This window comes from Lacticaseibacillus pantheris DSM 15945 = JCM 12539 = NBRC 106106, assembly GCF_001591865.1.
In the GTDB taxonomy this organism is placed as follows: Bacteria; Bacillota; Bacilli; order Lactobacillales; family Lactobacillaceae; genus Lacticaseibacillus; species Lacticaseibacillus pantheris.
The window spans coordinates 1-25,676 of record NZ_BCVS01000025.1; the positions used below are offsets into that span (position 1 = coordinate 1).

Annotated in this window: 23 protein-coding genes and 2 pseudogenes; 15 read left to right on the forward strand and 10 right to left on the reverse strand. The window is 52.4% G+C overall.

What is annotated here, in order from left to right; genetic code table 11:
- The first annotated feature begins 342 nt into the window (after window positions 1-342).
- The 5 genes from ade to LPA02S_RS04265 all read left to right on the forward strand — a co-directional run bounded on the left by ade (window position 343) and on the right by LPA02S_RS04265 (window position 5,484).
- Window positions 343-2,034 carry an adenine deaminase gene (ade, locus tag LPA02S_RS04245; protein WP_054650089.1) on the forward strand — a complete coding sequence of 564 codons (1,692 nt, stop codon included), beginning with the start codon at window positions 343-345 and terminating at the stop codon, window positions 2,032-2,034.
- Between the two features lie 86 nt (window positions 2,035-2,120).
- Window positions 2,121-2,891, forward strand: a complete 771-nt coding sequence (locus tag LPA02S_RS04250) for a sulfite exporter TauE/SafE family protein (protein WP_054650013.1) — start codon at window positions 2,121-2,123, stop codon at window positions 2,889-2,891.
- 221 nt (window positions 2,892-3,112) lie between these two features.
- The gene (locus LPA02S_RS04255; protein ID WP_054650015.1) at window positions 3,113-4,156 is read left to right on the forward strand and encodes an LLM class flavin-dependent oxidoreductase; all 1,044 of its coding nucleotides are present in this window, start codon (window positions 3,113-3,115) and stop codon (window positions 4,154-4,156) included.
- 1 nt (window position 4,157) lies between these two features.
- Window positions 4,158-4,844, forward strand: a complete 687-nt coding sequence (locus LPA02S_RS04260; protein WP_054650017.1) for an NADPH-dependent F420 reductase — start codon at window positions 4,158-4,160, stop codon at window positions 4,842-4,844.
- Window positions 4,845-4,995: 151 nt separating this feature from the next.
- On the forward strand, window positions 4,996-5,484 hold the full coding sequence (locus LPA02S_RS04265; RefSeq protein WP_054650019.1) for a glutathione peroxidase: 489 nt from the start codon (window positions 4,996-4,998) through the stop codon (window positions 5,482-5,484).
- Window positions 5,485-5,563: 79 nt separating this feature from the next.
- Here LPA02S_RS04265 and LPA02S_RS04270 read toward each other — a convergent pair whose 3' ends face one another.
- On the reverse strand, window positions 5,564-7,897 hold the full coding sequence (locus tag LPA02S_RS04270; RefSeq protein ID WP_056957103.1) for an ABC transporter ATP-binding protein/permease: 2,334 nt from the start codon (window positions 7,895-7,897) through the stop codon (window positions 5,564-5,566).
- 130 nt (window positions 7,898-8,027) lie between these two features.
- On the opposite strand from LPA02S_RS04270, the gene LPA02S_RS04275 reads away from it, so the two are divergent.
- On the forward strand, window positions 8,028-8,495 hold the full coding sequence (locus tag LPA02S_RS04275; RefSeq protein ID WP_054650023.1) for a MarR family winged helix-turn-helix transcriptional regulator: 468 nt from the start codon (window positions 8,028-8,030) through the stop codon (window positions 8,493-8,495).
- 79 nt (window positions 8,496-8,574) lie between these two features.
- On the opposite strand, the gene LPA02S_RS04280 is transcribed toward LPA02S_RS04275, so the two are convergent.
- Window positions 8,575-9,753 (reverse strand): MFS transporter, encoded by a 1,179-nt coding sequence (locus LPA02S_RS04280; protein WP_056957102.1) that lies wholly within the window; start codon window positions 9,751-9,753, stop codon window positions 8,575-8,577.
- A 104-nt stretch (window positions 9,754-9,857) separates the two neighbouring features.
- Here LPA02S_RS04280 and LPA02S_RS04285 point away from each other — a divergent pair, with 104 nt between their 5' ends.
- Window positions 9,858-10,229 carry a winged helix-turn-helix transcriptional regulator gene (locus tag LPA02S_RS04285; RefSeq protein ID WP_056957101.1) on the forward strand — a complete coding sequence of 124 codons (372 nt, stop codon included), beginning with the start codon at window positions 9,858-9,860 and terminating at the stop codon, window positions 10,227-10,229.
- 127 nt (window positions 10,230-10,356) lie between these two features.
- On the opposite strand, the gene LPA02S_RS04290 is transcribed toward LPA02S_RS04285, so the two are convergent.
- Entirely contained in the window at window positions 10,357-10,800 is a 444-nt protein-coding gene (locus tag LPA02S_RS04290) for a GNAT family N-acetyltransferase (protein WP_054650025.1), read from the reverse strand.
- 5 nt (window positions 10,801-10,805) lie between these two features.
- Window positions 10,806-11,417: a TetR/AcrR family transcriptional regulator gene (locus LPA02S_RS04295; RefSeq protein WP_225354976.1), complete on the reverse strand. Its 612-nt coding sequence runs from the start codon at window positions 11,415-11,417 to the stop codon at window positions 10,806-10,808.
- Between the two features lie 121 nt (window positions 11,418-11,538).
- Here LPA02S_RS04295 and LPA02S_RS04300 point away from each other — a divergent pair, with 121 nt between their 5' ends.
- Both LPA02S_RS04300 and LPA02S_RS11880 read left to right on the forward strand, forming a co-directional pair.
- Window positions 11,539-12,585: an SDR family oxidoreductase gene (locus LPA02S_RS04300; protein WP_054650027.1), complete on the forward strand. Its 1,047-nt coding sequence runs from the start codon at window positions 11,539-11,541 to the stop codon at window positions 12,583-12,585.
- Between the two features lie 147 nt (window positions 12,586-12,732).
- A pseudogene (locus LPA02S_RS11880) lies at window positions 12,733-12,891 on the forward strand (winged helix-turn-helix transcriptional regulator); the annotation flags it as partial.
- 49 nt (window positions 12,892-12,940) lie between these two features.
- Here LPA02S_RS11880 and LPA02S_RS04305 read toward each other — a convergent pair.
- The 4 genes from LPA02S_RS04305 to LPA02S_RS04320 all read right to left on the reverse strand — a co-directional run bounded on the left by LPA02S_RS04305 (window position 12,941) and on the right by LPA02S_RS04320 (window position 17,622).
- Window positions 12,941-13,270: a glycerol-3-phosphate dehydrogenase/oxidase gene (locus tag LPA02S_RS04305; protein WP_054650029.1), complete on the reverse strand. Its 330-nt coding sequence runs from the start codon at window positions 13,268-13,270 to the stop codon at window positions 12,941-12,943.
- Between the two features lie 285 nt (window positions 13,271-13,555).
- Complete coding sequence (locus tag LPA02S_RS04310) at window positions 13,556-13,951, reverse strand: RNA polymerase sigma factor (RefSeq protein ID WP_054650031.1); 396 nt, start codon at window positions 13,949-13,951, stop codon at window positions 13,556-13,558.
- Window positions 13,952-14,189: 238 nt separating this feature from the next.
- Complete coding sequence (locus LPA02S_RS04315; protein ID WP_056957100.1) at window positions 14,190-16,907, reverse strand: ABC transporter permease; 2,718 nt, start codon at window positions 16,905-16,907, stop codon at window positions 14,190-14,192.
- A gap of 10 nt (window positions 16,908-16,917) precedes the next feature.
- Window positions 16,918-17,622 (reverse strand): ABC transporter ATP-binding protein, encoded by a 705-nt coding sequence (locus tag LPA02S_RS04320; RefSeq protein ID WP_054650041.1) that lies wholly within the window; start codon window positions 17,620-17,622, stop codon window positions 16,918-16,920.
- A gap of 129 nt (window positions 17,623-17,751) precedes the next feature.
- On the opposite strand from LPA02S_RS04320, the gene LPA02S_RS04325 reads away from it, so the two are divergent.
- The 4 genes from LPA02S_RS04325 (at window position 17,752) to LPA02S_RS04340 (ending at window position 21,731) form a co-directional block, all read left to right on the forward strand.
- Window positions 17,752-18,363 (forward strand): TetR/AcrR family transcriptional regulator, encoded by a 612-nt coding sequence (locus LPA02S_RS04325; RefSeq protein WP_054650043.1) that lies wholly within the window; start codon window positions 17,752-17,754, stop codon window positions 18,361-18,363.
- A gap of 76 nt (window positions 18,364-18,439) precedes the next feature.
- Complete coding sequence (locus LPA02S_RS04330) at window positions 18,440-18,967, forward strand: site-specific integrase (protein WP_056957099.1); 528 nt, start codon at window positions 18,440-18,442, stop codon at window positions 18,965-18,967.
- A gap of 214 nt (window positions 18,968-19,181) precedes the next feature.
- Window positions 19,182-19,814: a helix-turn-helix domain-containing protein gene (locus LPA02S_RS04335; protein WP_056957098.1), complete on the forward strand. Its 633-nt coding sequence runs from the start codon at window positions 19,182-19,184 to the stop codon at window positions 19,812-19,814.
- Between the two features lie 690 nt (window positions 19,815-20,504).
- Window positions 20,505-21,731, forward strand: coding sequence for an MFS transporter (locus LPA02S_RS04340; protein WP_056957097.1), 1,227 nt, complete (start codon window positions 20,505-20,507; stop codon window positions 21,729-21,731).
- Between the two features lie 84 nt (window positions 21,732-21,815).
- Here the strand turns inward: LPA02S_RS04340 and LPA02S_RS04345 are convergent, their stop codons facing one another.
- The gene (locus tag LPA02S_RS04345; RefSeq protein WP_054650049.1) at window positions 21,816-22,223 is read right to left on the reverse strand and encodes a type II toxin-antitoxin system CcdA family antitoxin; all 408 of its coding nucleotides are present in this window, start codon (window positions 22,221-22,223) and stop codon (window positions 21,816-21,818) included.
- 140 nt (window positions 22,224-22,363) lie between these two features.
- Window positions 22,364-23,524 (reverse strand): cobalamin-independent methionine synthase II family protein, encoded by a 1,161-nt coding sequence (locus LPA02S_RS04350; RefSeq protein ID WP_054650051.1) that lies wholly within the window; start codon window positions 23,522-23,524, stop codon window positions 22,364-22,366.
- Between the two features lie 119 nt (window positions 23,525-23,643).
- Here LPA02S_RS04350 and LPA02S_RS04355 point away from each other — a divergent pair.
- Window positions 23,644-24,570, forward strand: a pseudogene (locus LPA02S_RS04355) (LysR family transcriptional regulator).
- 89 nt (window positions 24,571-24,659) lie between these two features.
- Window positions 24,660-25,568: an aldo/keto reductase gene (locus tag LPA02S_RS04360; RefSeq protein WP_275452984.1), complete on the forward strand. Its 909-nt coding sequence runs from the start codon at window positions 24,660-24,662 to the stop codon at window positions 25,566-25,568.
- Window positions 25,569-25,676: the final 108 nt, after the last annotated feature.

Sequence of the window (25,676 nt, forward strand, 5' to 3'; positions counted from 1 at the left end):
AGTTGCTTATGCGGCGCCTTCTGGCCTGCGCAGCTCGTTTAAAGGTAGAGAGCGTAGCCTCGCGTTTAGAAACTGGAGCGTAACTTGCTGCGGCGGTGAAGCCCGGGTTTGGCTTCATTGCCGTAGCGGGTTACGCGCAAGTTTCTGCGGGGCGCAGCTTGTTTTAATACCGGAAAGAAACGCGCGGACCTAGCAGCGTCCAAGCTAATCGAGGTGGTAAGGCGCACTTGGCCTTTTGGTTAGAGCTACTTATACGCCGCTTCCCGCCCGCCACCGCGCACCGCACCATCCACATCAGGTCTTCTATAGGTACGAGGAGGACCCGCTTTGAAAACTGTCGCAATGGTGCTAACTGGCGCGCGTGTGTTGAATGTATATACTGGTGAATTTGAACAAACTAATTTATGGCTGGATCAGGGCAAAGTGGTTTCCCGCTTGCCCCACCCGGATCTGACAGCTCGCGAAACGGTTGACCTCACGGGACAATACGTCGTTCCGGGATTCATTGATGCACACGTGCACGTGGAAAGTGCGCTGGTGGCCCCTAGTGAAATCGGTCATATCCTCCTACAACATGGGGTCACGACCATCGTGGCGGACCCGCATGAGCTTGCCAACGTAGCCGGCGTGGCGGGCATTGAGTACATGATTAAAGACGCACGACAAACGCCGTTAGACATTCGGTACATGCTACCCTCATCGGTACCATGCGTCCCGTTTGATAATAACGGCGCTGCTTTGCATGCCGCCGATTTGGCACCACTCTACCAGTACCCAGAGGTCAACGGTCTGGCCGAGGTGATGGATTACGGTGCGGTGGCCCGCGACGATGCGGACACGATGGGCAAAGTTCGGGATGCCTACGCGCACGGACACCATGCCGATGGTCATGCTGCCGGACTGACGGCGGAACAAATTGAAATCATGCGGGCCCACGGCATGGATACTGACCACGAAAGTGCCACCGTGGCCGACGCCTTGGCCCGTGTGGACGCTGGCATGTACGTTTTCCTGCGCGAAGGTACGGTGGAACGGGACATAGCGAATACGATTGGTGCCGTCACGCCGCGCAACGCTGACCGGTTCGCCTTCTGCACGGACGACAAGACCATCGGCGACCTGATGGGTGAGGGCTCAATTGATCACAATATTCGTTTGGCGATTAAGTATGGACTCCCGGCCGAGTTGGCGTACACGATGGCGGCTAATAACGCCGCGCGGGCGCACCGACTGACCGACCGCGGCGCCCTAATTCCAGGCCAATTGGCGGACCTCGTGGTGGTAAGTGACCTTGACCAGGTCGATATTTCCCGGGTAATGAAGTCGGGTGAGTGGGTGGCCGGTGCGGACAAAGTGGCGACGGAATCCACAACACCTTTGCCATTTACCGCCACGCAGCTGCACCACCACGTACAGAGCAGTGATTTACGCCTGCCGCTGGTTAGCGGGGCAGATGTGCACGTCATCGGGGTGCAGCCCAACCACATCACCACGGACCACTTACACGCACACGTGACGCCCCAAAACGGCGAGTTTGTGCCTGACGTGGCGCATGACCTCCTCAAGATGGTGGTAGTGGAACGCCACCACGATACTGGTAACGTGGGTGTCGGCATTGTGCACGGCTTTGGTATTCGCAGTGGTGCAATTGCGAGTTCGGTTGCCCATGACGCCCACAACATTGTGGCGGTGGGGACCGACGACCAGGCAATCATGAACGCCATTGCGGCAATTACGGAGACGGACGGCGGCCAAAGCGTGGCGACCGCCGACGGGGTGGTGGCCAACCTACCGCTACCGATTGGTGGCATCCTGTCCGACCAGCCGTTCGCGGTTGTGGCGCGACAAATGCGGGCGTTACGCGCTGCCTATGATCAGGTGAGTGGCGGCGTTGACTTTGACCCGTTCATTACGCTATCGTTCCTCACCCTGCCGGTTATTCCGACGCTGAAGCTGACGGACCAAGGGCTGTTCGACTTTGACCAATTTGGGTTCATTCCGGTTGAACAACTACCGGTGGGGGCTCGCGACTAGGCCACCGGTACGGGCGGCAGCTTGAGTGGTCTGGTACCCGGTGTATACTAATCCTACTGGGAATATTTTTAGAAAGTAGGCGCGTTATGGCCTGGTATTGGATCGCATGTATCTTGTTGGTTGCTGGCGTTGCGGGTGGATTACTGAGCACCATGGCGGGGATGGCGTCACTGGTGACGTATCCAGTGCTACTGGCGTTAGGGTTACCACCCGTGAGCGCGAACGTCACCAACACGGCGGGGCTGGTATTTACTGGCATTGGGTCGGCCATTTCGTCGCGCAAAGAATTACGCAGTCACCAACGGCTAACCATGAGCGTGACCGTATGGGCATTGCTGGGAGCAATTATTGGTAGCCTGTTACTGACGGTGGCCCCGGCCAGCACGTTTGAACACATTGTGCCGTTCCTAATTGCGCTAGCGGGCGTGTTGATGTTACTGGCGGGGCGCTCTAAGCCCGAGACACGGGCAAAGCCGCGTCCGCAGAGTCCTCGGGTGACGGTGGCCAAGAACGTGGCTATTGGCCTGGTGGGCCTGTACATTGGTTACTTTGGGGCGTCGGCCGGTGTCATACTACTTGCTATTTTGGCAATCTCGCTGGACCAGCCGTTTGCGGTTAGTAACGCCATTAAGAACTTCACGGCCTTCGTTGCGAACGTATTCTCACTGGTTATTTACGCCGTGACCACCAAGGTATACTGGCTAATGGTCATCCCCCTGGGCGCAGGACTCTTTATTGGCGGCTACGCGGGCCCCATCGTGGTGCGGCACGTGCCGGTGAAGTTGTTACAACGGGTGATTGCCTTTGGGGCGTTCGGTTTGGCGGCGTACTTCTTCTATGACGCGTACATCAAGTAATTACAAATAGACCCGTTAGTTGAACGGTGGTGCAAGCCGCTCAACTAACGGGTCTATTTTGATATGCGGCTCGTAGGGTCCTAGTCGAACGGTACCTCCATCAGCCAGTCGCACTGCTCAATAAAAAATAACATTTATCCGTGCTTAGTACTTGCTTTTTCGGGTTGTTCCGGTTACTATACCATTATACTTACAAAAAGTAAGCGAGCGGAGGGACAATTATGGCTGATCAAAAATATGAGTTTGGCTTAAACACGTTTGGCGACCTGGCTTTCCACGACGATGGGACGCCGTTGGATGGTGACGAGACGTTACGGCAGGTAGTCAAAGAAGCACAGTTGGCGGACGAGCTGGGTATTGACCGTATTGCGCTCGGGGAACACCACCGTCCGGAGTTTGCTATTTCCAGCCCCGAGGTGGTGCTGGGCGCCATGGCGATGGTCACCAAAAATATTAAGCTGGGGACGGCGGTCACCGTGCTGTCATCTGATGACCCGGTGCGCGTTTTTGAACGGTTTTCAACTTTGCACGGTCTGTCCCACGGCCGTGAGGAGATTATGCTGGGCCGGGGCTCGTTTACGGAGTCATTCCCACTGTTCGGCTTTGATCTCGAAAACTATAACGAGTTATTTGAAGAAAAGATTGCCATGTGGCAAAAGCTGCTGGAGGGCGACCCCATGAACTGGAAGGGCCAGTTCACGCAAACGCTGACCGACACGGCGGTGTACCCGCAGTTACCCAAAGGTGAGACAGTGTCCACCTCACTAGCGGTGGGCGGCTCACCGGAGTCCATTATCCGCGCCGTGGCCTACGATATCCCCGTAGTCATCGCGATTATTGGTGGCGAACCCGTGCGCTTCCGTCCGTACGTTGACCTATACAAGAAGGCGGCCAAGCAGTTTAAGAAGCCGGAACGGCCGCTGGGGATGCACGCGCACGGCATCATCCTGGATGATGAGCAGGAGGCCGTCGAGGTGGGGTTCAAGTACATCAAAGCCGAGATGGACCGTATCGGTATTGACCGTGGCTGGGCACCCATGACGCGCGACCGCTTTGAATTTGAAATTGATAAGGGTGCGTACTATGTGGGTACGCCGGAGCAGGTGGCCCAGAAGATTGCGCACAATATGAAGGCACTCGACATGCAGCGGTTCGACTTGGTTTACGGTACGGGTGGTCAGCTGTTGAACCAACGCGAGGCTACCATCCGCAACTTTGGTGAGCGTGTGGTGCCACGGGTCAAAGAGTTGCTGGGGGGCGAGTAGTATGGCGGAACCAACCATTGGTATTCTGGGCGCGGGCAAGTTAGGCTCCACGCTGGCACGGATTGGGACGAGTCGCAATATCCCGATTATGATTGGTAGTACCCATTCGGTGCAGGACCTCAAGTGGGTGATTGATACGCTGGCGCCGGGGGCAGTGAGTGCCACCGCCGCCGATGTTGTGGCCCAGGCGGACGTGATTGTCTTGGCGATTCCTTTGAGCCACTACCAGGACCTGGTACCTGGTGACTTTGCGGGTAAATTGGTGCTCGACGCCACCAATTACTGGAAGGAAGTTGACGGGACGCACAACGACATTTCCGATTTCAACCATTCCAGCTCCGAGGTGATTCAGGATTGGTTACCGGAAGCCAAAGTGGCTAAGGCGTTCAACCACATGGGATATCACGACTTGGAAATTGAGGTTGACCGGCACCCCGACGTGCCGCGGGCGATGGCCTTTGCCACGGACCACGACGATATTCGTCCCCAGGTCAAACAGATATTGACCGACTTCGGTTTCGATCCGTTCGACCTAGGCCCGTTACGGTTCGGATTGCTGCTGGAGCCGGGGAGCCCGCTCTTTGGTGAGGCGATTCCACGGCCAGAGTTTGCGGCCAAACTAGACCAAATTTACGATAGTCCCTTTGGTCAGCAGGTACTGGCTGCGCGCGGTGGGCGGATTCAGTAGCCATTTGGTGAGTATTTCCCGGGAAATAACGGCCCCGCAACCCAAAAATAATGAGATTTACCATTTCTTAGCATACTACCGGCTATTTTTAAGCGATAATATAATTAATAGATAGCTGGAAAACGTGGGCTAATGGATGGGAGCGATGCGTATGGCAACGAGCGTGTACGACTTTACGGTCAAAGAAATTGGTGGCGGATTAATTCCGCTGCGCCTGTACAAGGGGCAGGTGCTGATTGTTGTGAATACCGCCAGCAAGTGTGGCCTCGCTCCCCAGTTGGAACAGCTCGAACGGTTGTATCAGGATTATCACGACCAGGGTTTGGCGATTGTGGGACTGCCTTCAGACCAATTTCACCAGGAATTGGCCGACGACAGCGCGGCCGCCGAGTACTGCCAGTTACATTACGGTGTGACTTTTCCCATTACCCAGCGGGTGGCGGTTAACGGCAAGCAGGCCGACCCGCTCTTCAAGTACCTCAAGGGCGCTTCCCATGCGGGGATGATTAAGTGGAATTACACCAAGTTTTTGGTGGGTCGTGACGGCCAACTCATCCACCGTTACAGTCCGCTAACGCAGCCTAACGCTATGGAGGCGGCCATCAAGGACGCCCTGGCGGCACCTGCAGTGTGGGCTTAACCGAGACGAATAGTAACGCTATATAAAAACAGCCACCGCATTTTTGCGGTGGCTGTTTACGTTCTGCCTACAATAGTAATTATTCTGCGCGTAACGCGATGGCGGCGTCCTTCTTGGCAGCCATCCGTGCGGGTACGTGACCTCCGAGGATGGTGAGCACCGTACTAATGATGACCAGCACGATGGCGTGCATTGGGTTCAGCATCGCCACGTTGGCCAGGCCCGTGACGCCGTACAGTACGCTGTTGATAGGGAACGTCAATAGCCATGCGACCAGGATACCGAACAGGCCGGCGCCAAAGCCGAGGATGAACGTCTCGGCGTCAAAGACGCGGGTGATGTCCTTTTTCCGGGCACCCAGCGCCTTCAGGACCCCAATTTCCTTGGTCCGTTCCAGCACGCTGGTGTACGTGATGATGGCGATCATGATCATGGACGTTACTAGGGAAATACCGGCAAAGGCGACCAGCACGTACGTGATGGCGTCCATCAAACCGCCCGTCATGTCGGACACGGTGCCGGCCAGGTCGGTGTAGATGACCTTATCTGCTTTGCTCTTGCCCTTGTTGTACTTATCCAGGTAGCTGAGCACCTTGTCCTTGAGTTTGAACGTGGTGGGGTAAATCTGGATACTGCTAGGCGTCTTGGAACCGCCCAGGGTGGCCAAAATCGTCGACCGGGTCGAGGCATCCATGGTTTGGCCCGTAATCACGTTAGTTGCGCTCGACTTCTGCGCCTGAACGATGCTGGAGTTGCTGTTGGCGTCCAGGACTTCTTTGGTCAGCGCCGAACTGTACGCCACACCGCTCGACAGAAGCCCATCCGAGTTCTTGGACTTCACGCGGATAATCCCGGTGACGCGCAACGTCTTGGTGTTTGCGGCGTTCGCCATGGCGGTGTAATCCTTGCCGGGCATGTACGTACCGGTTGGCAGCTGGGAGTAGTAATCGTTGTTGGTGACCAGCTTGACCTGGGTGCCGACCAGTTGGTTAAAGTCGTACTTCTGGCCTTCCTTAACGTTAAAGCCCAGGTTCTTCATGGCGTTAATGTTGAGGGAGTTATCCTTGTTGACCACCAGGACGATGTCCGTGGACTTCGTCGGGTACTTGCCGGCGATGACTTTGTAGTAGGTCTTCAGGAAACTCTGCTTGCCGTTGCGGTCGATGGGGTAAACGGAACCGCCGACACCGGTACTCGACGCCATCAAAGCCGCAGTGTTGACGCTACTGCTGTTGTCAGGGTCGTTAGTGGAGAAGGTCACGGATTTGTACTGTCCGTTAACCTCGCGGAGGAGGTTCATCCCCGTACTGTAAGTCACCGCGATGTTCTTCGCGTCGGCTTTGGGCATCTTTTTGACGTAATTAATGTAGGACTGCGACAGCTTGTTGACGTGCTGCGCCTTATCTGCGTCGCTCTTTTCGGCAGTGACCGTTTTGGTGTGCGCAAACTTGGTCGCTTTTGTCCCGGTCATCATGGAGTTCGTGTCGGTGCCCACCTGCGAGATGGTGACCGGCATGGAAGCCATGGCCTCGCTCTGCGTCTTGTTGATCTGCTTCTGGAAGCCGTTGGAGAGGGCCAGAACAACGGCAATTCCGATAATGCCGATACTGGAAGCGAAGACGGTGAGGAACGTCCGCCCCTTTTTGGTCCGGATGTTGTCAAAGGAGAGTTTGAGGGCGGTCCAGTAACTCATCTTGGTCCGCTTGAGCTGGAACTGGTCCTCTTTGTCCCCCTCAATGTGGGGGTGGGAGTCGTGCTGAATTTGACCGTCCGCAAACTCGATAATCCGGTCGGCGTACTTGTGCGCGAGGTCGGGGTTATGCGTCACCATTATGACCAGGCGTTCCTTGGACAAGTCCTGGATCAACTGCATGATTTCGTCACTCGTCTCGGAGTCGAGGGCGCCGGTTGGTTCGTCGGCCAGCAGAATTTCGGGGTCATTGGCGATGGCACGCGCGATGGCTACCCGCTGCATTTGCCCGCCAGAGAGCTGTGACGGTTGCTTGTGCATGTGGTCTTTGAGCCCCACGCGAATCAACGCGTCGGTGGCCCGCTGTCGCTTATCGGCCGCCGGCACGCCGGAAAGGGTCATCCCCATCTCGACGTTTTCCATGATGCTCAGGTGGCTAATCAGGTTGTAGGATTGGAAGATAAAGCCGACCGAGTTGTTACGGTAAGCATCCCAGTCACTGTCCTTGAAGTCCTTAGTGGACCGCCCCTTAATGAGCAGGTCGCCAGAATCGTAGCGATCCAGCCCCCCGATGATGTTCAACATGGTGGTTTTCCCGGAACCACTCGGACCAAGAATGGCGACAAATTCCTGTTTACGGAAGGCAACGGAAACGTCATCCTGCGCCTTCGTGGTGGTGTCACCCACGTGGTAGTATTTTTTAATGTGTTTTAGTTCGAGCACGGATTGTGACTCCTTCCCTTGATACGATACTTTGACTGTTGCTGGTGACTAATTATGGACTACATTTTACAAATGTCAACTATTGAGTATAATCAAATATATGACAAACGGAAAATAATTAGGTGAAAACATGGATAATCAGCAGCAACAAGAGAACACGGAGCTGTTTCGCCACCTCTTTGTGGCGGTGGGGCAGACGGTCATGCGCATTCTGGAGCGTACGGACCAGGGGATGACGCCCCTGCAGGCAGTAGCACTGATGACTGTCTACACGCATCCAGGGAAAACCATGACGCAGCTGGCCAGCGAAATGGGTATCGCGAATGCCCAGCTAACCCGGCTGATTGCGGGGATGGAGCGGCTGGATTTAGTTGCTCGGCAACATAATCCGGACAACCGGCGCGAGGTGCAGGTGATGCGGACCGCGCACGGGGATACGGTTGCGGAGCAGAATATGCGGGACGTGGAGCAAGTAATGGACGTCCAGTTAGCGAAGTTAAGCGGGACGGAACGTGATGAATTATCCAAGCACCTGCACGCTATTATTGCAACTTTGGCCAAAGTGGGAATCGTTGAACAGCCCCGCGATGGCCAGTAAAAATACGCCACGGTAACGATACCGGCTGTAGGGCCGGCGACGAACCGTGGCGTATTTTTGGTTACCGTATTATGATGCGTTATTTGTCGGTGCGAATCAGCCACAGTGTCAGTAACAAAGCCGCGGCGTCTAGGATAATCCCGCCAATTGGCGTGCTGAGGAGACCCCAATGGTTGAGTAGTTGCCCACCGCCAAAGCTTCCAGCCATTACGCCAACGTTAAAGGCGGAGATGTTGAGTGCTGAGGCGAGCGGGGCGTCCTCGGGGTACCGTTCTTCCGCGACCTGCATGGTAAAAAGTTGTAGACCGGGAACGTTCATAAAGGCGAGGAGCCCCATGACGAGTAGTAGTGCGAGCCCCAGACCGGTATAACGGAGGCCAAAAAGCATGGCAATCATGACCAGGGTGAGGGCGGCAAACATAATGCTCAGTGCCTGTAGCGGTCGACGGTTAGCGAGTCGTCCACCCAGCGTGTTCCCGATGGCTACGGCAATCCCGTAAATTAGCAGTAGAATGACGCTGATGCCGGCACCAAAGCCCATTCGGCGGAGAATGGCGCTAATGTAGGTGTAGACGGGGAAGCTGGCGCCGTAACCCAATGCAGTAATGATGAGTCCAGCTAGTAGCCGTGGTTCACGAATTAGTCGCAGGACGGCCCCGCGGCGTGGTGCGGCCGGTTGAGTGAGGTCGTTGGGCACGAGCCAGTAGTTGGCGAGCAACGCGACCACGCCCAGCCCGGCGATAAAGACAAAGGCCAACCGCCAGCTCGCATGTTGGGCGATGAACGTTCCCAAAGGCACACCGGTGACAGTGGCAACGGTCAGCCCGGTGAACATGGTAGCAATGGCGCTGGCCCGCTTGTCGGCGCTGACCACGTCAGCGGCAATGACCGTGGCGACGGCCATAAACAGCCCGTGGGCCAGCGCGGCAATCACCCGCCCGACCAGTAACAGGGCAAAGTTGGGTGCGATGGCCGTCACGAGGTTACCAATGATAAATGTCAGCATGACGGCTAACAGCAACGTTTTCCGTTGGTAGCGGCTGGTGATCGCGGTGAGGACGGGTGCACCCACCATGATGCCAGCGGCGTACACGGATACGGTTAGTCCGGCGGTACTGAGGCGAATGCCAAAGTCGCTGACGATGAGGGGCATCACCCCAACGCTAATAAATTCGGTCATGCCGATAGCAAAGGCACTGAGGGCTAATGCCAGTAGCGTCCAAGTAGCAGTGCGGGTGGTATTAGTAGTGGTTTCCATTCTTTCCTCCAATACGTGTGCTTGTGTTACTTACGAAATACAAGTATATTGGATAGGCACATTAATACAACTACGCACTTTTTGGTGCCTATGGAGGGGAAAGCATGACGACATATAATATTGGGGTTGAAGCCACCATGGATATCATCGGGGGCAAGTGGAAAACCATCATTTTATGCCACCTGCGCCACGGCATGATGCGGACGGGTGAGTTGCGCCGTGCCATTCCCGCAATTACGCAAAAAATGCTCACGCAACAGTTACGTGAGCTAGAAAATGACGGTATCGTGCATCGCGAGGTGTACGAGCAGGTGCCACCGCGCGTTGAGTATTCGCTGACGGAGCGGGGTGAGAGCCTCAACCAAATTTTGAGTATGTTGTGCACGTGGGGTGAAGAGAATATCGATGAGCGGCGGGCGTGTGGCGAAGACATTCAGTTGGTACACCGTGACGACGTGGCGTTAGCGCCCAGATAATAGCGAAAGAGGGTACCCAGCCTATTCAACCGATACGGATTGATTAGACTGGGTACCCTCCTTTGTTTGTCCTTAGGGAGTTTGACTTACTCACTACCGCTAGCGATGGGGTGGGAATCAGAGCCTGCTAAGAACGCCGCATTGTTAGCACTGGGTATGCCCGTCCTTGTTCGTCCAGCGCGTTGCGATTAACCGTGTGAAACCCCATGTGCTCATAAAATCCGCGTGCTTGTGGATTCTGTTCGTTGACAATCACTGTGTGCAGATCAAACCGGTGGATAGCGAACTGCAAAAGTTGGCGGCCGATGCCCTGGCCGCGGTTTTCTGCCGCCACGAATAGCATTTCCAGCTTGTCACCTTTAGTACCTAGGAATCCAATAGGCCGCTTGCTGGAATTGCGGGCAATTACCAGCACCGGGACGCTTTGCAGAGCCTCAGGAACGTACTGCTTGATTTCAAGAATGGTGGCATTATCCAGGAAATGGTGCGTTGCTCGAACTGATCCTTCCCAAAGCTGCACTAATTGGCCAATCAGGCGCGAAGGTCGCTGCGTACAAACAATAATTTCCATGACTATTAATCCTCACGTTCATTGGGGCTAATTGGCATGCGCGCATTATTGTGTAAATCAACACTGCCGAGCGCGGCCGATGTTGCGTCCTGCATCGTCCCTACCAGCAAGTGAATGTCGGCTAGGCGCTCTTGTTGCCCATGTAGCAACCACTCGCGCCAAATACCGTATACACCAGCGCTCATAAACTTCGCCCAGTATCTTTTGGCCGTCGGGTCCAGACCGTCCCAGTGCCGGTTGTTGTCATAAAAGCGGCGCATGTTGCCATCGAACAGTCGCTGAATGATGTACTCGTAATTGCGTCGTTCCGCCAGTGATAGTGCCGCGCCCATTTCCTCGAAAAATTGCTGCATATCGGCAATTTTGGCGTCTGTGGGTACACGCTCAATCACGTCGTCGAACAGATGACTGATACGTGGGGCAAAGTATGCCCGCAAGATATCCTCCAAGGTGTCGAAATTACGATAGTAGGCCATCCTGCTGACACCAGCGCGCGCCACCAGTTCGGTCACCTTAATCTCGGCCAGTGGTTTTTTCTCCAGTAGTTGTAACAGTGCCGTTGTGAGGTAGTTAATGGAGTCCTCACGAATCTGCTGCGCATGTTTGGTCGCTGACATTACAATTTATCACTCCTGTCACAGATGCGTTGATTACGCTTGTTTCACGAATGGCATCAGTGTACATTAACATCACTGCCGTTACAAGTGTATCGCGGCTAAAAAATAAGGAGGAATCAATATGTCTGAAAAACAACTCGTTGTTGTCACCGGTGGTAGTGGTTTTATTGCCAGCCACATCATTTTACAATTGCTACAGCAAGGATACGCGGTGCGGACCACTGCTAGGTCAATTGCTAAGCGGCCATTGATTGAGCAAATGTTGCGGAAGGGTGGGGTGAGCGACTTGTCCGCACTCGAAGTCGTTGCTGCCGACCTGACGCATGAAGACCCGTGGGATGATGCCATCGCTGGTGCCAGTTACGTCATCCACGTTGCCTCCCCAACTCCGACCCTGAACTTTAAAAACGAGGACGAGATGATTCGGCCCGCCATTAATGGCGTTTTGTACGTGCTACGTGCTGCTAGCCGACACCACGTAAAGCGTGTCGTTCTGACGTCCGCGTACGGCGCCATCTTTGCAGGACACCCCGAGCGCAATACTCCATTTACCGAGGACGTGTGGTCTGACCTCAGTGCCAAGGGGGTTCACCCGTACCAAAAATCTAAAACCATGTCCGAACGTGCGGCGTGGGATTTTATTGCCAAAGATGATAGTGGACTGGAACTAGCTACGGTCAATCCGGTTGCGGTGATGGGCCCCGTGCTCGCCGACGATTATTCCCATTCCAATATCCAAATTCAAGAAATGCTCGCGGGCAAGACGAAGATGGTGCCACGCGTTAATTCAGGCTACGTTGACGTGCGTGATGTTGCCAGTCTGCATATTTTGGCCATGACTCAGCCCGCTGCTGCTGGCCAACGCTTCCTGGCGACTACCGGTGAAATCTACTCAATGCTCGAAGTGGCGAACATTCTGCGTGAGGCGTTTCCGGATTTTGCCGATAGATTGCCGACTAAGACCATCCCCACTGCTGTTCTCAAATTAGCGGCTAAGGCAAATCCGATGCTACGGATGGTTGCTTCGGTTGCGGATAAGTACGCTGAGACTAGTGACGCCAAGGCGGTTAAACTACTGGGGTGGTATCCACGTTCCGCAAAGGAGTCCATTATTGCAACCGCCCAATCCATGATTGATCTGGATGTGGTGTCCGCAGACGCTGACTGATTTTTTTTCGGTGACGGCAACACCAGGGCAAAATTGCGCGGGTTTCGCCGGTCAGCCATTATTTCCCGGGTAATAAGACTCACGCCTAGATTATTGGCGGGATAGATTCGCTTCGATTAGTGCGTGTGTAGTTTCCGTTCTTCTCGCGTATGCCATTTACGCCGCGGTAAGATGCGCCCAGGCGAACCGCTTCGGGCCATTCATACAATCACGCAAAAAATGCTCACGCAACAGTTGCGTGAGCTAGAAAATGAGGGTATCGTGCATCGCGAGGTGTATGGCCAGGGACCACCACGTTTTGTGTATTGGTAGCCATGAGTTCTAGTTAAAGTCGGGTTCACCATGAGCATTGTGATTAGTTGAACCAAATGTGACTCAGCAACGTACTCAGGCCGGCTGCACGGTTGTATTGGTCCTTCACTGAAGGCGTACGGTAGGTGGCTTGGTATAGTGGTAGTAACGCGTCCGGCATAGAGATATCGGCTACGGTGTAGTTGAGAATTAACCGCGCTATGTGGGGCGCAATTTGGTCGACGGCCGTCCGTCTTTGCAGTCGCGCTAGAGCCTCGTTTAACTCGTAGTTTAGTGGTTGTTGGGACCGTACGTAGTCAGTAGCCAGGGCCTTTTTGATTAAGGTAGTCAGCTCCGTGCTCGTTGGGTATGGTTCTGCATCACTGGTTGGCATAACATCAGCTCCATGATTAAAAGTAGTTTGTATTGTCACCAATAGTCTGGCCCTGGGCCGAAAGTAGGTCAATGCCTAATCACGTATTACCCGGGAAATAAACTACTTGTTCGATTAACTCACAGAATTCAGGACAATACGCTTTATGGAATGTATTGCAGTACCAACATCAAATATACTGCTGCTGGAATGTGCCACTGATGTGCCACCTCAACGATTAAGACTGCGGTTACTTTGGCAGTCTTATTTATTTGGAATATGCTTTTACCGAATTTGCTTGGTTCATTAGACCTTTTCGTATGCTTCCTTAATTCGCGCTAGTGCCCGTCGTTGCCTCTTATTCACCCCCTGACTAGTCTTATCGGTGTGGCTACCGATTTCCACGTCGTTCAGTTCAGAATAGTAGTATTGATACAACACCATCTTATCAGCTGTGGAAAGGGTTGCAATGGCCGCGGCAAGACGTTCGTTCTCGAAGAATTCAAGGTGATCAACTCCATCATCGGTCAAAAGAAAGTCTTCAAGATGACCAGGCTCGGCAATTTCTTCCAACAACCATTCTTCGAGTGGGGTTTCCTTGACGGTATTAAGGTATTTTCGATAAATGTTGATTCGCTCGTTTCGGAGAACTTGTTGCATGTATCTGATAAACGTACGAGATACTTTGCGTTCGCTACTCATAATACTGACCTCATGAGCTAAATGATTTGCTTTCGGCACATGCACAAACGGAAATCAAGAGCTGAAATGAAACCGAATTTGATTTTTCCGAAATTTAGCAACCAAAGAGCAAAACAAAACCACCAAGCCGAGATGGCTAGGCGGTTCATTAAAGATGTCCATAATAAGTTTGTGGTGCCCTCGTGGAAGAACATAAGCTGTGCTAATCTGTAGGGCTCACGCAGCGTGAATCAACAAACTAATCAACAGATTTAAGAGCTTCTAGCATGTCTACGCTTTGAATCTTCCGGTTCATCATGAACATCACAATCAGAGAAAATACAATTGTTAAACCGACAGAAATGATAATGTTGATCCAAGTTAGACCAGGCGCTACCATTGCTGTCGCAGGAGGGAGAAGCGCCATAATGTATGCGTGAAAAGCGTATCCCACCCCAATGCCGACTATGATCCCCGCACCGGTTAAGATATTGGTTTCACGATAGATATACATTAGCACCTCCTTAGGATAGAAGCCGAGCACTTTGAGCGTGGATAATTCACGCACCCGCTCTGACACATTGATATTGGTTAGCGTGTATAACACGACCAGCGAGAGCAGTGAAGCACTAAGCACCAAGACAAGGATTAGGTTGTTCAGATTACTTAAGATGTTAGTGATTGTCTTCTTAGTTTCCTTAGACTGGACGGTTTGAACGGCCGCGCTTGTCCGGTTGAATTTGGCAGCAAAAGCATTCACAGATTTGTCCGTGGCATGTTTCAGCGTCACTAGATATGCGTTAGCGGTGACTTTAGTGTCGTAAACCTGATTGTAATATGCTTTGCTCATGTAGATGGAGTGCCCAGCATACATCTTTGTAATACCGGCTACCCTTATTTTGTGACTGGTTCCATCAGCTTCTTTGATTGTGAACGTGTCACCAACATTAACATTTTGAAGCTTGGCGAGTTTTTGCGATACGATTGCGCCATTATTGCTGAGGGTCATCTTTTTATTTGTCTTGTAGTCCCTCAATTTGATATATCGATCAAGTTGAGAGGCCGAACTTGGGACAATTAGAGAGATGTCTTCACGCGAGTTAGAGTCGTTATCTGTTGCGTAAACATTGGCAAAGTGAGCCGAGCTGTAATGCTTGACAGTGTTTGATTTGGTAATAGTCTCTCGAGCAGAGGTGACCTCACTTTTTTCAGCATTAGGATTGTACACAGTAACAAGATCGTACTGGCTAATTTGGCCGAACTGGCGGTCAATAATCGTGTTTAGCGAATCGCGAATCCCAAAGCCGGTGATCATCAGCGCGGTGGCCCCTGCAACTCCAATGATGGTCATGAGCATGCGTCCCTTATAGCGGAATAAGTTACGCGCGGTGACTTTATGGGAAAAACTCATTCTCATCCAGATTGGCGTGATGCGTTCCAACAAAATTAGTGAGCCACTGACGGGGGGCTTTGGCAACATGAGCTCAGCGGTGATCGTCTTTAGGGAAGAATGTGCGGCTAGCCAAGAGGCCAGTACCGTCGAGAATAGAGCGAGGGCGAAGCCTGCAGCAATGAATTCCGGATGCAGTGCTAGTTGGAGATTCGAGAAATTAAAGTTGGCGGTGTACGCGCGGAAGATGATTCTTGGCAACACGAGTAAGCCGAGAATACTACCAAGCACCGTACCTGTGACCGCGGTGGTGACGCTGTAGACAAGGAACTCGCGCATGACTTGGCCTTTAGTGTATCCAAGTGCGCGTAAAGTCCCCATCTCAATACGCTTTTCTTCAACCATTCGACGCATTGTAGTGAAGCTGACCAAAATTGCAATCAGGAAGAAAAATGCAGGGAAAGACTTGCCGAGTGCGTCAATGCGCGCGGCATCTTCGCCATAATTGTTGTAACCCTCGTTGAAGTCGTTACGGCTAGCAATCGTTAGCGTTACATCTTTTAACTGGCGCTTTGAGGACTTGGCTTCTGTCAGCTTGCCTCTTGCATCTTTGAGGGCCTGCTTTTGCGTCTTCAATTTCGCCCGCTGCTGATCCAGCGCTTGCTGTTTGATCGTCAGCGTCGCAACGGTACTCGAGGATTGAGCAGCTTTAGCTTGGATCATCTGGGTGTCTAGTTGCGATTGCGCAGCAGAGAGCTCTGTTTCTGCGTTGGTGATGGCCGTTGTGTTTTTGGCAATATTCGTTTCAGCGTCGTTAATTTGTTTTGTTAAATCTTGGCGAAGTTTTGCGACGCGCGCCCGATTGCGTCGGTTAAGTTTCTTTTGCAGTTTATCCACTTGCTTAGTTGCATAGTGTTCATAGGCCGTGGAATAGGCGGCACCTTTGGAATTAGTAAATGCTAAGCGGGCAACGTTCGGTTTGGTGCTAGAAAATGCCCCAGTGGTGGTATAGGCAAAACCGTATAAAGTACCGCTACCAAGGCTTGTCGAACCGAGGCTGTCCTTCTTTAGATACTCTGTTGAGGTGGCAAAGCCAACGATGGTAAATGTTTTGTGTGTCAGCCCAGTGCTGCCATTAGACTTGCCGGCGGCTACGGTAATATGATCACCGAGCTTGTATTGACCACGGAGCTTGTCACTTAACACAATTTGTTTAGCAGTGGTCGCCCTGTGCCCTTTAGTGATGGTCAATTTAGATAATGTTTTAGGATTACTTTGAACACGCAGCGCATGCTTGGTGTTCTTAATTACGGTGTCCGTTGTATAGCCGAATTCGGTCTTTTTGATGCCCGCAAGATTTTTAATCGCCGTTCGATCTTTTGTGCTCAAGCTCACGGTTGATGTGACTTTAGCATCTGCAAGCTGCTCGGTGTTGTATGCGGTTTGAGCGGTTTTGCGCATATTTGGTCCGGTGACGTTCAACCCAATTAAGACGAAGACGCCCAGCATCAAAAGCGCTGATACCGAGATATACCTTGCAAGAGACATTTTGAATTCGCGCGCAATATTTTTGTTCAGCATTTTCATCAATTATCGCCTACCATTCTAATTCGGCAACCGGAGTTGGATTCTCGTTGCGGGTGTCTGCTTTTACTTGACCGTCAGCTATTTCGATGACATGATCAGCCATCGGTCGAATCATTGAATTATGGGTCACAATAATCACGTTTTTACCGGATTTACGCGTGAAATCTTGAAATAATTGTAAAATCTTTTTGCCCGTGTGATAGTCTAGGGCGCCAGTTGGTTCATCAGCCAATAATAGATCAGGATTCTTCGCAATCGCGCGGGCAATCGCGACGCGTTGTTGTTCACCGCCTGAAAGTTGGGCGGGGAAGTTCTGGGTACGCTTCTCTAGGCCGACAGCAGTCAAGGCTTCTTCGGCTGGCATGGCTTGATCTGCAATTTCGGATGCTAATTCAACATTTTCGATAGTCGTCAAGTTTTGCACCAGGTTGTAGAACTGGAAAACAAAGCCGACCTGTTTGCGGCGATAAGTTGTTAATCCACGTGAATCGAGTTCGCCAAGCTCAACCCCATTCACATTTACCGTGCCACTGGTCAGATGATCCATTCCACCAAGCACGTTGAGTAAAGTTGACTTGCCAGCTCCAGACGCGCCGAGAATGATAGTGAGTTCACCGGGAGCAATTTCAAAGCTGATATTCTTGTTTGCGGTAACAGCGTGATCGCCACTACCATAAGTTTTAGTTTCATTTTGTACTGAGATGAAAGATGTCATTGATTTTTCCCTCCAGCCGGATAATAATGGACAACGTGTTAATCAAACTACTCAATTATTAAATCACATGCTGTGCTAAATTCTATGACCATTTATTTGAAAAGTGTCAATTAAACAGAGGAGGTTGACATGCCAACACATCAAGAACAGATTGCGAAGACTAATGCGGCGATCTTAAACGCGCTGGTTACCGTGGGGAAAACTAAATCATTAAACCAAATTACCGTGAGTGATCTAACTCGTCTTAGTGGTATTAGTCGAGGGACATTTTATTTGCACTACCTTGATAAAGATGATTTGGTCACAAAAGTTAAGGATAGTATTTCTTCTAAATTTCAGTTGATGTTAGATACCGGAATTGACGGTACCATGAACTATCAAGACTTAAGTGTCGGTCAACCGTATCCTGTAATAGAAGATATTGTTGCTTTTGCGGCTGAGAACAAAGCAATGCTTAGCTTTCTTTTCGGCCCCAATGGTGATCCGGCTTTTGCGACGTCGATTACAGCGATGCTTCAAAAATCAATTTTAGGCGAACTAAAACGGGTTAAAGGCGAGGCCACGTTTATAAGGGACTTACCCCAAGAATATGCGTTGTGCATAGTTACGAATGCCATCATGTCAGTTCTTCTTACCTGGCTGTCGGGTGATGATTTGTTGTCAGAAAACGAGCTATCAAAAGTGATTATGCGGGCATTGTATTTATCACCGTATGATTTGCTTGGGATTACTGCTCGGTAACTTTTCAATTTAGTACTTCCAGATATATGTTTACAATTTTCTATAAGTATCTGGTATCCTCAAGCTCCAATACGAAATGGAGGAGTCAGTTGTTGATGATTGGGTTATTGATTTCAAGTGGACAGACGTTGACCTCGAAGCTAAGACCGTGAACGTCAATAAGACCATGGACTATCACAACCGCGACTGGTTTGAAACGCCCGCACTAAAGACCGCTGCCAGTCGCCGTACCGTGGCGCTTGATGATGATACCGTGGCGTGCTTAGGCGTGTGGCAGGCCGTACAAGCGGCGATGGTGAATTCCGAGTGGGTATTCTCACGTGATGGGATTCCGTGCTTTGAACAGCAATTCATTGATATTGTGGGCGCGTACAGTACACTCGCCAAAGTTCAGCGAATTACTGTGCATGGCCTCCGTCAATCGCATGTGTCGCTGTTGATTAGCCTCGGTGAAAATCCACTCCAGAGCAAAGAACGTCTGGGGCATGAAGACATCGAAACGACACTCGGCACCTACGGTCATCTCTACCCCAACAGTAACTTTGAAGTCGCAAAAAAGCTCAACGGGATATTCTCCAAGGAGGTACCCGATGAGCCAACATAATTTGAAAAAGGTCAAAACTGTGCCACTGTATAATCGGTGGTGCTAGAAACGGTGATACCACGGGACGGGTGCGAAATATGCCATTATTCCCCGGGAAATAATGCAGCGCCAAGATTATTGGCGGGCGATTTGCCCACAAAACGTGATGACAACGCCTCTTTGCTAGTACAATATCGGTAACGGTATTACCTTGAGAATGTGGGAGGGCAGCAGGATGCAAATTGGAATTCGACTCGCAACGGCACGTAAAGAGCACGCGTTGACGCAACAACAAGTCGCGGATCAACTACATTTAACCCGTCAAACGGTATCTAATTGGGAAAATGAACGCAGCTATCCTGACGTTGCGAGTCTGATTGATTTGAGCAACCTGTACGGTCTATCCCTTGATATTTTACTCAAGGAGGATAACATGATGATGGATAAAGTGCGTGCGGACGCCATGGCGTTACGTAAGACAATGGTAACATTTTGGGCTTCGTGGATTATCGATGTGGCGCTGGCGGCGTTGTTGATTTTGTCGCAATTACACGTTGTTGGGTTTGAGCTTGGTGGCATCGCCAGCATGATTGTGTGCGTATTGGTGCTGGTAAATATGGTTGTGATGTGGCCGGCACAGAAAGAGATTAACCATCTGGCTGGCAGAGACGTCAAGAATATCCAGCGAAGGCGTTCACGGCGACTAGCAATTGTAATTACAGTTATAGTTCTGTTAGGCGTGGCGCTGATTCTGGTGGGTCACTACTACCTTAGTTGGAGCACCATTGGCGGTTTGTTTGTTGGTGGTATGACTGTGATCGTGGTGCTGATGGTGATTGCTCGCCTGCATAGACGGTATGAAGGGTGAGGGTTCAGCGGTGACCGTGGTAACCAACACATCAATGGTTAACTTAAAAATGCCATGACAATTATGCGTAAACGCCGCAATGTGCCCTTGGTACTCGTGAGTTTTGAAAACGAGCTCCGCCCCGTAGAAAGCGACATATAAGGTACTGTCACCAAAATGCCAAGTGCGGGCCTCGCTAAATTTCTGGTACCGGTGCACCGCGCCCTCGTTAGTTGTGCGTGTTAAAACGAGCTGCACCCCGCAGAAACCGACGTATAAGTAGCTCCGAACAAGAATCCAAGTGCGGGATTCTCGTCCAGAGCTACTTATACTCTGGTTTCTACCCGCGGGGCTCCGCTCTCTAAACGAGCTGCGCCCCGCAGAAACTTGCGCGTAACCCGCTACGGCAATGAAACCAGGTTCGGGTTTCGCTATATTTCTTGGGAACACTACTCCGCGCCCTCGCTATGCGTGCGTGTTAAAACGAGCTGCACAGGCCAGAAGACGCCGCATAAGCAACTCTAACCAAAAGGCCAAGTGCGGGCCTTTCGGTTAGAGTTGCTTATGCTCTGCCTTCTAAACGGCCTGCTCCGCTCTCTCTTTACATCTCCTTACCAAAAGTTCATACTAACAGTTATCGGTTTATCAAGTAGGGGCTGACACCCATGTGTCGGCCCCTTTAATTAGAAATTTTGTCAGGGGTGAGTCGTAATGGATGACGAAACACGCGCCAAGGGGCCGTGGAAGAAAAATCTTTACATACTGTGGGTGTGCACCTTTGTGGCTGGCCTGGCCTTTAGCGAAATCATGCCCTTCATGTCGCTGTACGTGGCCAGCATGGGTCACTACACCAAGTCGCAAGTGACCTTTTACAGTGGCCTGGTCTACGCCATTACTTTTTTGATCACCGCCATCGCTTCCCCAATTTGGGGTGCCCTTGCCGACCGTAAGGGACGCAAAGTCATGATTATTCGCGCCGGACTCGGGACTGCCCTCTCCATGCTGCTCATGGGGTTGACCACCTCCGTCTGGCAACTGTTCGCCTGCCGTGCCCTCCAGGGAATCTTTGCCGGCTTCATCTCCAATTCCCAAGCCCTGGTTGCCTCCCAAACGCCGCGTAACCAAAGTGGCCGCGCCCTGGGCACCCTGGTGACCGGATCGACCAGCGGGATGCTGCTAGGACCAATCGTCGGCGGAATTTTGGCCGATGTCTTCTCCATCCGGAGTACGTTCTTCATCACGGCGGCCCTGCTGTTGGTAACCACACTCATCGCTGGCTTCTTTGTGAAGGAGTTCTTCGTGCCGGTAGAGCGCCCCAAGCGTGCAAAGGGGGAGAAGCGTTCCTTTTTGGCCGGGTTCCCGAACCCTAAGCTCACCATTGTGCTGTTGTGCTCAACCATGATTGTGCAACTGGGTAACGCCTCCATTTCGCCCATCCTGAGCCTTTACGTGCGTGAGCTCATGCATTACCGGGGGCCCATCACCATCGTGGCTGGGATTATTGCCGCACTGCCGGGGCTATCGAACATCATTGCCGCTCCACGGTTGGGGCGGTATGGCGACCATCATGGTACCGGGAAGGTGCTGACCGCGGGCTACCTCTTTGCCGTGATTATGTACTTCCCCCAAGGGTTCGTCAGCAGCATCGTCATCCTGGGCGTTTTGCGGCTGATGATTGGGGTGTCGGACGCGGCTTTGTTCCCGTCTATTCAGACCCTGCTGACGAAGAGCTCGCCCATCACGGCGACGTCCGCCATCTTTTCATGGAACCAATCGTTTCAAGCGCTGGGTAACATGTTCGGTGCGTTCTTAGGTGGTGCGTTGGCCGGACTCTTCGACTATAATGCCGTGTTTATTTGCACGGCCTGCATGTTGCTGTTTAATTTTGTGTTATTATGGTTCACCGAGCCGAGCCTGCGCCGCGGCCAGGTCGGCTAAAAATCTAATTAATAAAGTGTCCGCAGATGACACGGCACCCTCTTTGGGTAGTTCCGTTATCTGCGGGCGCTTTGTTTGAATACGTCAGTTTTGGCGGTGCTCTAAGGCCCTTTCCAAAGCTTCCGTGAGCGTGGCGCTGAAGTTAATTCCGGCCCTGCGTGCTGCGTGGTCTAGGGACTGGGGGATGGTCACGCTTTTGCGCACTGTCGAGTCCCTGCGCTTGCGGCGGGCGGCACGCAAGTCTACGCCCACCAAGCTCACAATGTCGCCCGGAAATGCTCGTTGAACGTCGCGTAATGGTGTTGGGGTAGGGTAGCTGCTATAGTCTGGTAATGCCACGCCCAGTGCATCGGGCGCGTTTTTAACCGCGTCGGTCAACGTTTTGCCCTGACTGATTGTGTCGGGAACATCAGGGAACGTCACAACGTAGTAGCCGTCGTCTGCATCCCTTGAAAATACTGCTGGGTAGATTGCGTAATCTGGTTTTGGCATTAACACGCACCTCATCTTGTCCGCAAGTGACTCTCGTATGCTCACAGTATAGTACGCATACACGCATCAATTAAGACAACACCTTTACCAAAACAAAAAAATGCGTACCTCCGAGGGTACGCATTCATTCCGAAACATAGTTAAACCGTCGCGTGCGCCCAATAATCCGCCGCAATGCGCTGACCCTGATCGATTTTGGCCCACTGCTGTGCTGCCGTCAATTCGTTACCCCCGTCGCAGGAAGCAAAGCCGCATTGGTGGGACAGGTACAAACGGTCCTTCCCGAGAATGGCGCTAGCCTTATCTAGTAACTGACGAACACGGTCCTCGTCGTCCAGAGTGTTGGTCTTGCTGGACAGCGCGCCGAGTACCACCTCCACGTTGGGGCGGTCTTGCAGAGCCTTGAGTGCCTCAATACTACCTGCACGGTCATCGTCCCACTCCAGGAAGAAACGGTCGTAGTGCTGGTCGTGCAGAAACTTTTGCGCAATGGAGGCGTACGAACCGCCAGCAGCGTGCCGGCTGGCGTAGTTTCCACGACAGTTGTGGGTCCACACCTTCAGCCCGAGCTCGTGACCATAGTCGACCACGGCGTTGTTAATGGCGACAAATTCGTCGGCCAGGTCCTCAACACCACCTTTGCCATCCCCGAAAAAGCTCTGCTGGTTATCATCGGCAAATAGTTCCCACAAACAGTCGTCAAACTGGATGATCGTACCGCCGGCAGCCTGATACTCGGTCAGAAATTCCTTGTACGCGTTAATCAGACCGTCACGGAGTGCGTCCGCGGTGGGGTAAACCTGACCTTCACCATACAGGTGGTCAAAGACGGATAGTTCGGTGAACGCGTGGGCGGCGCCCCAAACGGTGGTTTTGACGTCCTGATCTCCCGCCTGCGCCTTGAGTTCCTTAAAGATGTCAATGAAGTGGTGGTTCTTGCCGGACAGCGGGGCGGTGATCCGAATGCCAATATCCTTCCGGGTTTCAAAGTTGCCACCGTCGTGATCTTCAAAGGTGTAACCATGGTCGGTAATGTAGCGCTCGATACCCTGGAATCCCCACAGAAAGTCCAGGTGCCACATGGACTTACTGTACTCACCGTCAGTGAGTACGTCGATGCCGTGAGCCTTTTCCTCCGCAATCACCTGCTTGATGGCGTTGGTTTCAACGTCCTGGTAACCGGGAAAGTCGTTGTAGAACGGGTACTGGATGTCGTCGCGGTGCTCGATTTGGTCCTTGTAAGTTAACAGTTCTGCTGGTCGCAATAGTGAACCGACAATTTGAAAACGTGATTGTGTCATGGTGGTGGCCTCCGTAAATTAAATGGTTGAGATTATTCTAACCGCTATGGCTGCGTCAGGGGTAATTCTTAATTGCTTGGTGGTATAATAGGCGCAATCTATAACACGGAGGTCATGCTATGCGGATTCAACAACTAGAATACCTAGAGAAGATTGCGGCCACGGGCTCCATTAACGAGGCGGCGAAGCAGCTATACATTAGCCAACCATCGTTATCACAGGCGATGAAGGAGTTGGAAAAGGAGTTTAACGTCCAGCTGTTTTATCGTAGTCGTGGCGGCATCACGCTCACTGACGCGGGACGGGAGTTTATTAACTATTCGCGCGGCGTCTTGGACCAGGTCAGCCTGTTGGAGGAACACTTTGGCCAGGGTAATGTCCGTAAGCGGGTGTTCAGCGTCTCGGCCCAACACTACGCCTTTGTGGTCCATGCCTTTGTCGACCTGGTGCGGGAAATCGGTGGGGATGCATACCAGTTTACGTTGCGGGAAACGCAAACCGAAAATGTTCTGGACGACATCGCTAGCCTGAAGAGTGAGCTGGGTGTGATTTACCTGAACGGCTTTAACCAGACGGTCATGCGGCGGCTGATTGCCGAGAAAGATTTGGAGTTCACCCCGTTATTTGAGGCCAAACCACACGTCTTTGTGGGTCGCGATAATCCCTTGACGCGTAAGTAGCGGTTAACACTGGCCGACTTGGCGGACTACCCGTACCTGTCGTACGAACAGGGGGACACGAACTCGTTCTACTTTGCGGAAGAAATTCTCAGCACCTTACCACATAAAAAACACATTCAAATCAGTGACCGGGCGACGATTTTTAACCTGATGGTCGGGCTGAACGGCTACACCATCAGTTCGGGAATTATTTCGAGCGAGCTGAACGACGAGAAAATTGTGGCGATTCCGCTGGACGTCGACGATTCGATGACGCTGGGGTACCTACAACACCGCAAAATGGAGTTGAGTGACACGGCGCAACGGTACCTCGTCATGCTGAAGGAGCACATTCGGGGTTACGGGTTCACCGTATACGGCGATTAAGCCGCAGTTGGTGCTTAACGCGCGATGTGATTTAGAGTATCGTGATTGTAGATAGGTGGGTGTACCACCACAATGTGGGAGGCAGAATTTTGGCACAATTAGATTTAACGAGTACCATTCAGCTCAACAACGGTGTCGCCATGCCCCGGTTTGGCCTGGGCGTGTGGCAGACGGACAACACGACTGCGGAGGCGTCCGTTCAGGCGGCCATCCGCAACGGGTACCGTATGATTGATACAGCCAAGCAGTACGGCAACGAAGCCGGGGTGGGTCGTGGACTAGCAGCGGCGTTCGCGGACGGTGCGGTGCGGCGCCAGGATATCTTTGTGACTTCCAAAGTTGCTAACGGCGACCAGGGGTACCGGCGCACCCTCGATAAGTTCGAGGGCACGCTACGTCGCCTGCAGTTGGACTACCTGGACTTGTATTTGATCCACTGGCCGGTTGACGGTCAATACGTGGAAACCTGGCGTGCGCTGGAAAAGTTGTATCGTGACGGCCGGGTGCGTGCAATCGGCGTATCTAATTTTGATGTGCAGCGCCTGCAGGTCTTATTGCGTGCGGCCGATGTGCAACCCGCGGTCAACCAGATTGAGTTTAACCCGCTCATGCAGGAGCAGGCGATGCGCAAGTTTGCGCCTGCACACAACATTACGGTTGAAGGCTGGTCACCGCTTGGTGGGGGGAAGGCGCTGAACAATCCGGTCATTGCGCTCATTGGGCAAAAACACGGCAAGTCGGTGGCGCAAGTTATTCTCCGCTACGACTTGCAGTGCGGAATTGTGACGATTCCGAAGACGGTGCACGAACAGCGCATGGTGGAGAACGCCCGCATCTTTGACTTCGAGTTGGATGATCAGGACGTCGCCGCGATTGCGGGCTTGGATCAGAACCAGCACGCGCTGTGGTATGACGCCTTTGGTTGGTACGGCAGCGACACCGACTTTGGCATGGCCACGCAAAAATGGCCGGACTCCACGCCGGATTACGATGCCTAGAAACAATCCTTATGTATGTTAACAGCGGGAGCCGCATTGCCATTCGTGGCAACGCGGCTCCCGCTGTTGGGATGTGCTGACAAGGCCACGGTGGGGTTACGGCTTTGT

What these genes read in the sequence shown, in the direction of transcription:
- LPA02S_RS04325 (WP_054650043.1), top strand. Translation starts at nt 17,752, where the DNA reads ATGCCAACACATCAAGAACAGATTGCGAAGACTAATGCGGCGATCTTA.
- LPA02S_RS04330 (WP_056957099.1), top strand. Translation starts at nt 18,440, where the DNA reads ATGGAGGAGTCAGTTGTTGATGATTGGGTTATTGATTTCAAGTGGACA.
- LPA02S_RS04260 (WP_054650017.1), top strand. Translation starts at nt 4,158, where the DNA reads ATGGCGGAACCAACCATTGGTATTCTGGGCGCGGGCAAGTTAGGCTCC.
- LPA02S_RS04285 (WP_056957101.1), top strand. Translation starts at nt 9,858, where the DNA reads ATGACGACATATAATATTGGGGTTGAAGCCACCATGGATATCATCGGG.
- LPA02S_RS04255 (WP_054650015.1), top strand. Translation starts at nt 3,113, where the DNA reads ATGGCTGATCAAAAATATGAGTTTGGCTTAAACACGTTTGGCGACCTG.
- LPA02S_RS04290 (WP_054650025.1), bottom strand. Translation starts at nt 10,800, where the DNA reads ATGGAAATTATTGTTTGTACGCAGCGACCTTCGCGCCTGATTGGCCAA.
- LPA02S_RS04310 (WP_054650031.1), bottom strand. Translation starts at nt 13,951, where the DNA reads ATGAGTAGCGAACGCAAAGTATCTCGTACGTTTATCAGATACATGCAA.
- LPA02S_RS04295 (WP_225354976.1), bottom strand. Translation starts at nt 11,417, where the DNA reads ATGTCAGCGACCAAACATGCGCAGCAGATTCGTGAGGACTCCATTAAC.
- LPA02S_RS04300 (WP_054650027.1), top strand. Translation starts at nt 11,539, where the DNA reads ATGTCTGAAAAACAACTCGTTGTTGTCACCGGTGGTAGTGGTTTTATT.
- LPA02S_RS04275 (WP_054650023.1), top strand. Translation starts at nt 8,028, where the DNA reads ATGGATAATCAGCAGCAACAAGAGAACACGGAGCTGTTTCGCCACCTC.
- LPA02S_RS04335 (WP_056957098.1), top strand. Translation starts at nt 19,182, where the DNA reads ATGCAAATTGGAATTCGACTCGCAACGGCACGTAAAGAGCACGCGTTG.
- LPA02S_RS04280 (WP_056957102.1), bottom strand. Translation starts at nt 9,753, where the DNA reads ATGGAAACCACTACTAATACCACCCGCACTGCTACTTGGACGCTACTG.
- LPA02S_RS04350 (WP_054650051.1), bottom strand. Translation starts at nt 23,524, where the DNA reads ATGACACAATCACGTTTTCAAATTGTCGGTTCACTATTGCGACCAGCA.
- LPA02S_RS04315 (WP_056957100.1), bottom strand. Translation starts at nt 16,907, where the DNA reads ATGAAAATGCTGAACAAAAATATTGCGCGCGAATTCAAAATGTCTCTT.
- LPA02S_RS04345 (WP_054650049.1), bottom strand. Translation starts at nt 22,223, where the DNA reads ATGCCAAAACCAGATTACGCAATCTACCCAGCAGTATTTTCAAGGGAT.
- LPA02S_RS04265 (WP_054650019.1), top strand. Translation starts at nt 4,996, where the DNA reads ATGGCAACGAGCGTGTACGACTTTACGGTCAAAGAAATTGGTGGCGGA.
- LPA02S_RS04305 (WP_054650029.1), bottom strand. Translation starts at nt 13,270, where the DNA reads ATGCCAACCAGTGATGCAGAACCATACCCAACGAGCACGGAGCTGACT.
- LPA02S_RS04250 (WP_054650013.1), top strand. Translation starts at nt 2,121, where the DNA reads ATGGCCTGGTATTGGATCGCATGTATCTTGTTGGTTGCTGGCGTTGCG.
- ade (WP_054650089.1), top strand. Translation starts at nt 343, where the DNA reads ATGGTGCTAACTGGCGCGCGTGTGTTGAATGTATATACTGGTGAATTT.
- LPA02S_RS04320 (WP_054650041.1), bottom strand. Translation starts at nt 17,622, where the DNA reads ATGACATCTTTCATCTCAGTACAAAATGAAACTAAAACTTATGGTAGT.
- LPA02S_RS04340 (WP_056957097.1), top strand. Translation starts at nt 20,505, where the DNA reads ATGGATGACGAAACACGCGCCAAGGGGCCGTGGAAGAAAAATCTTTAC.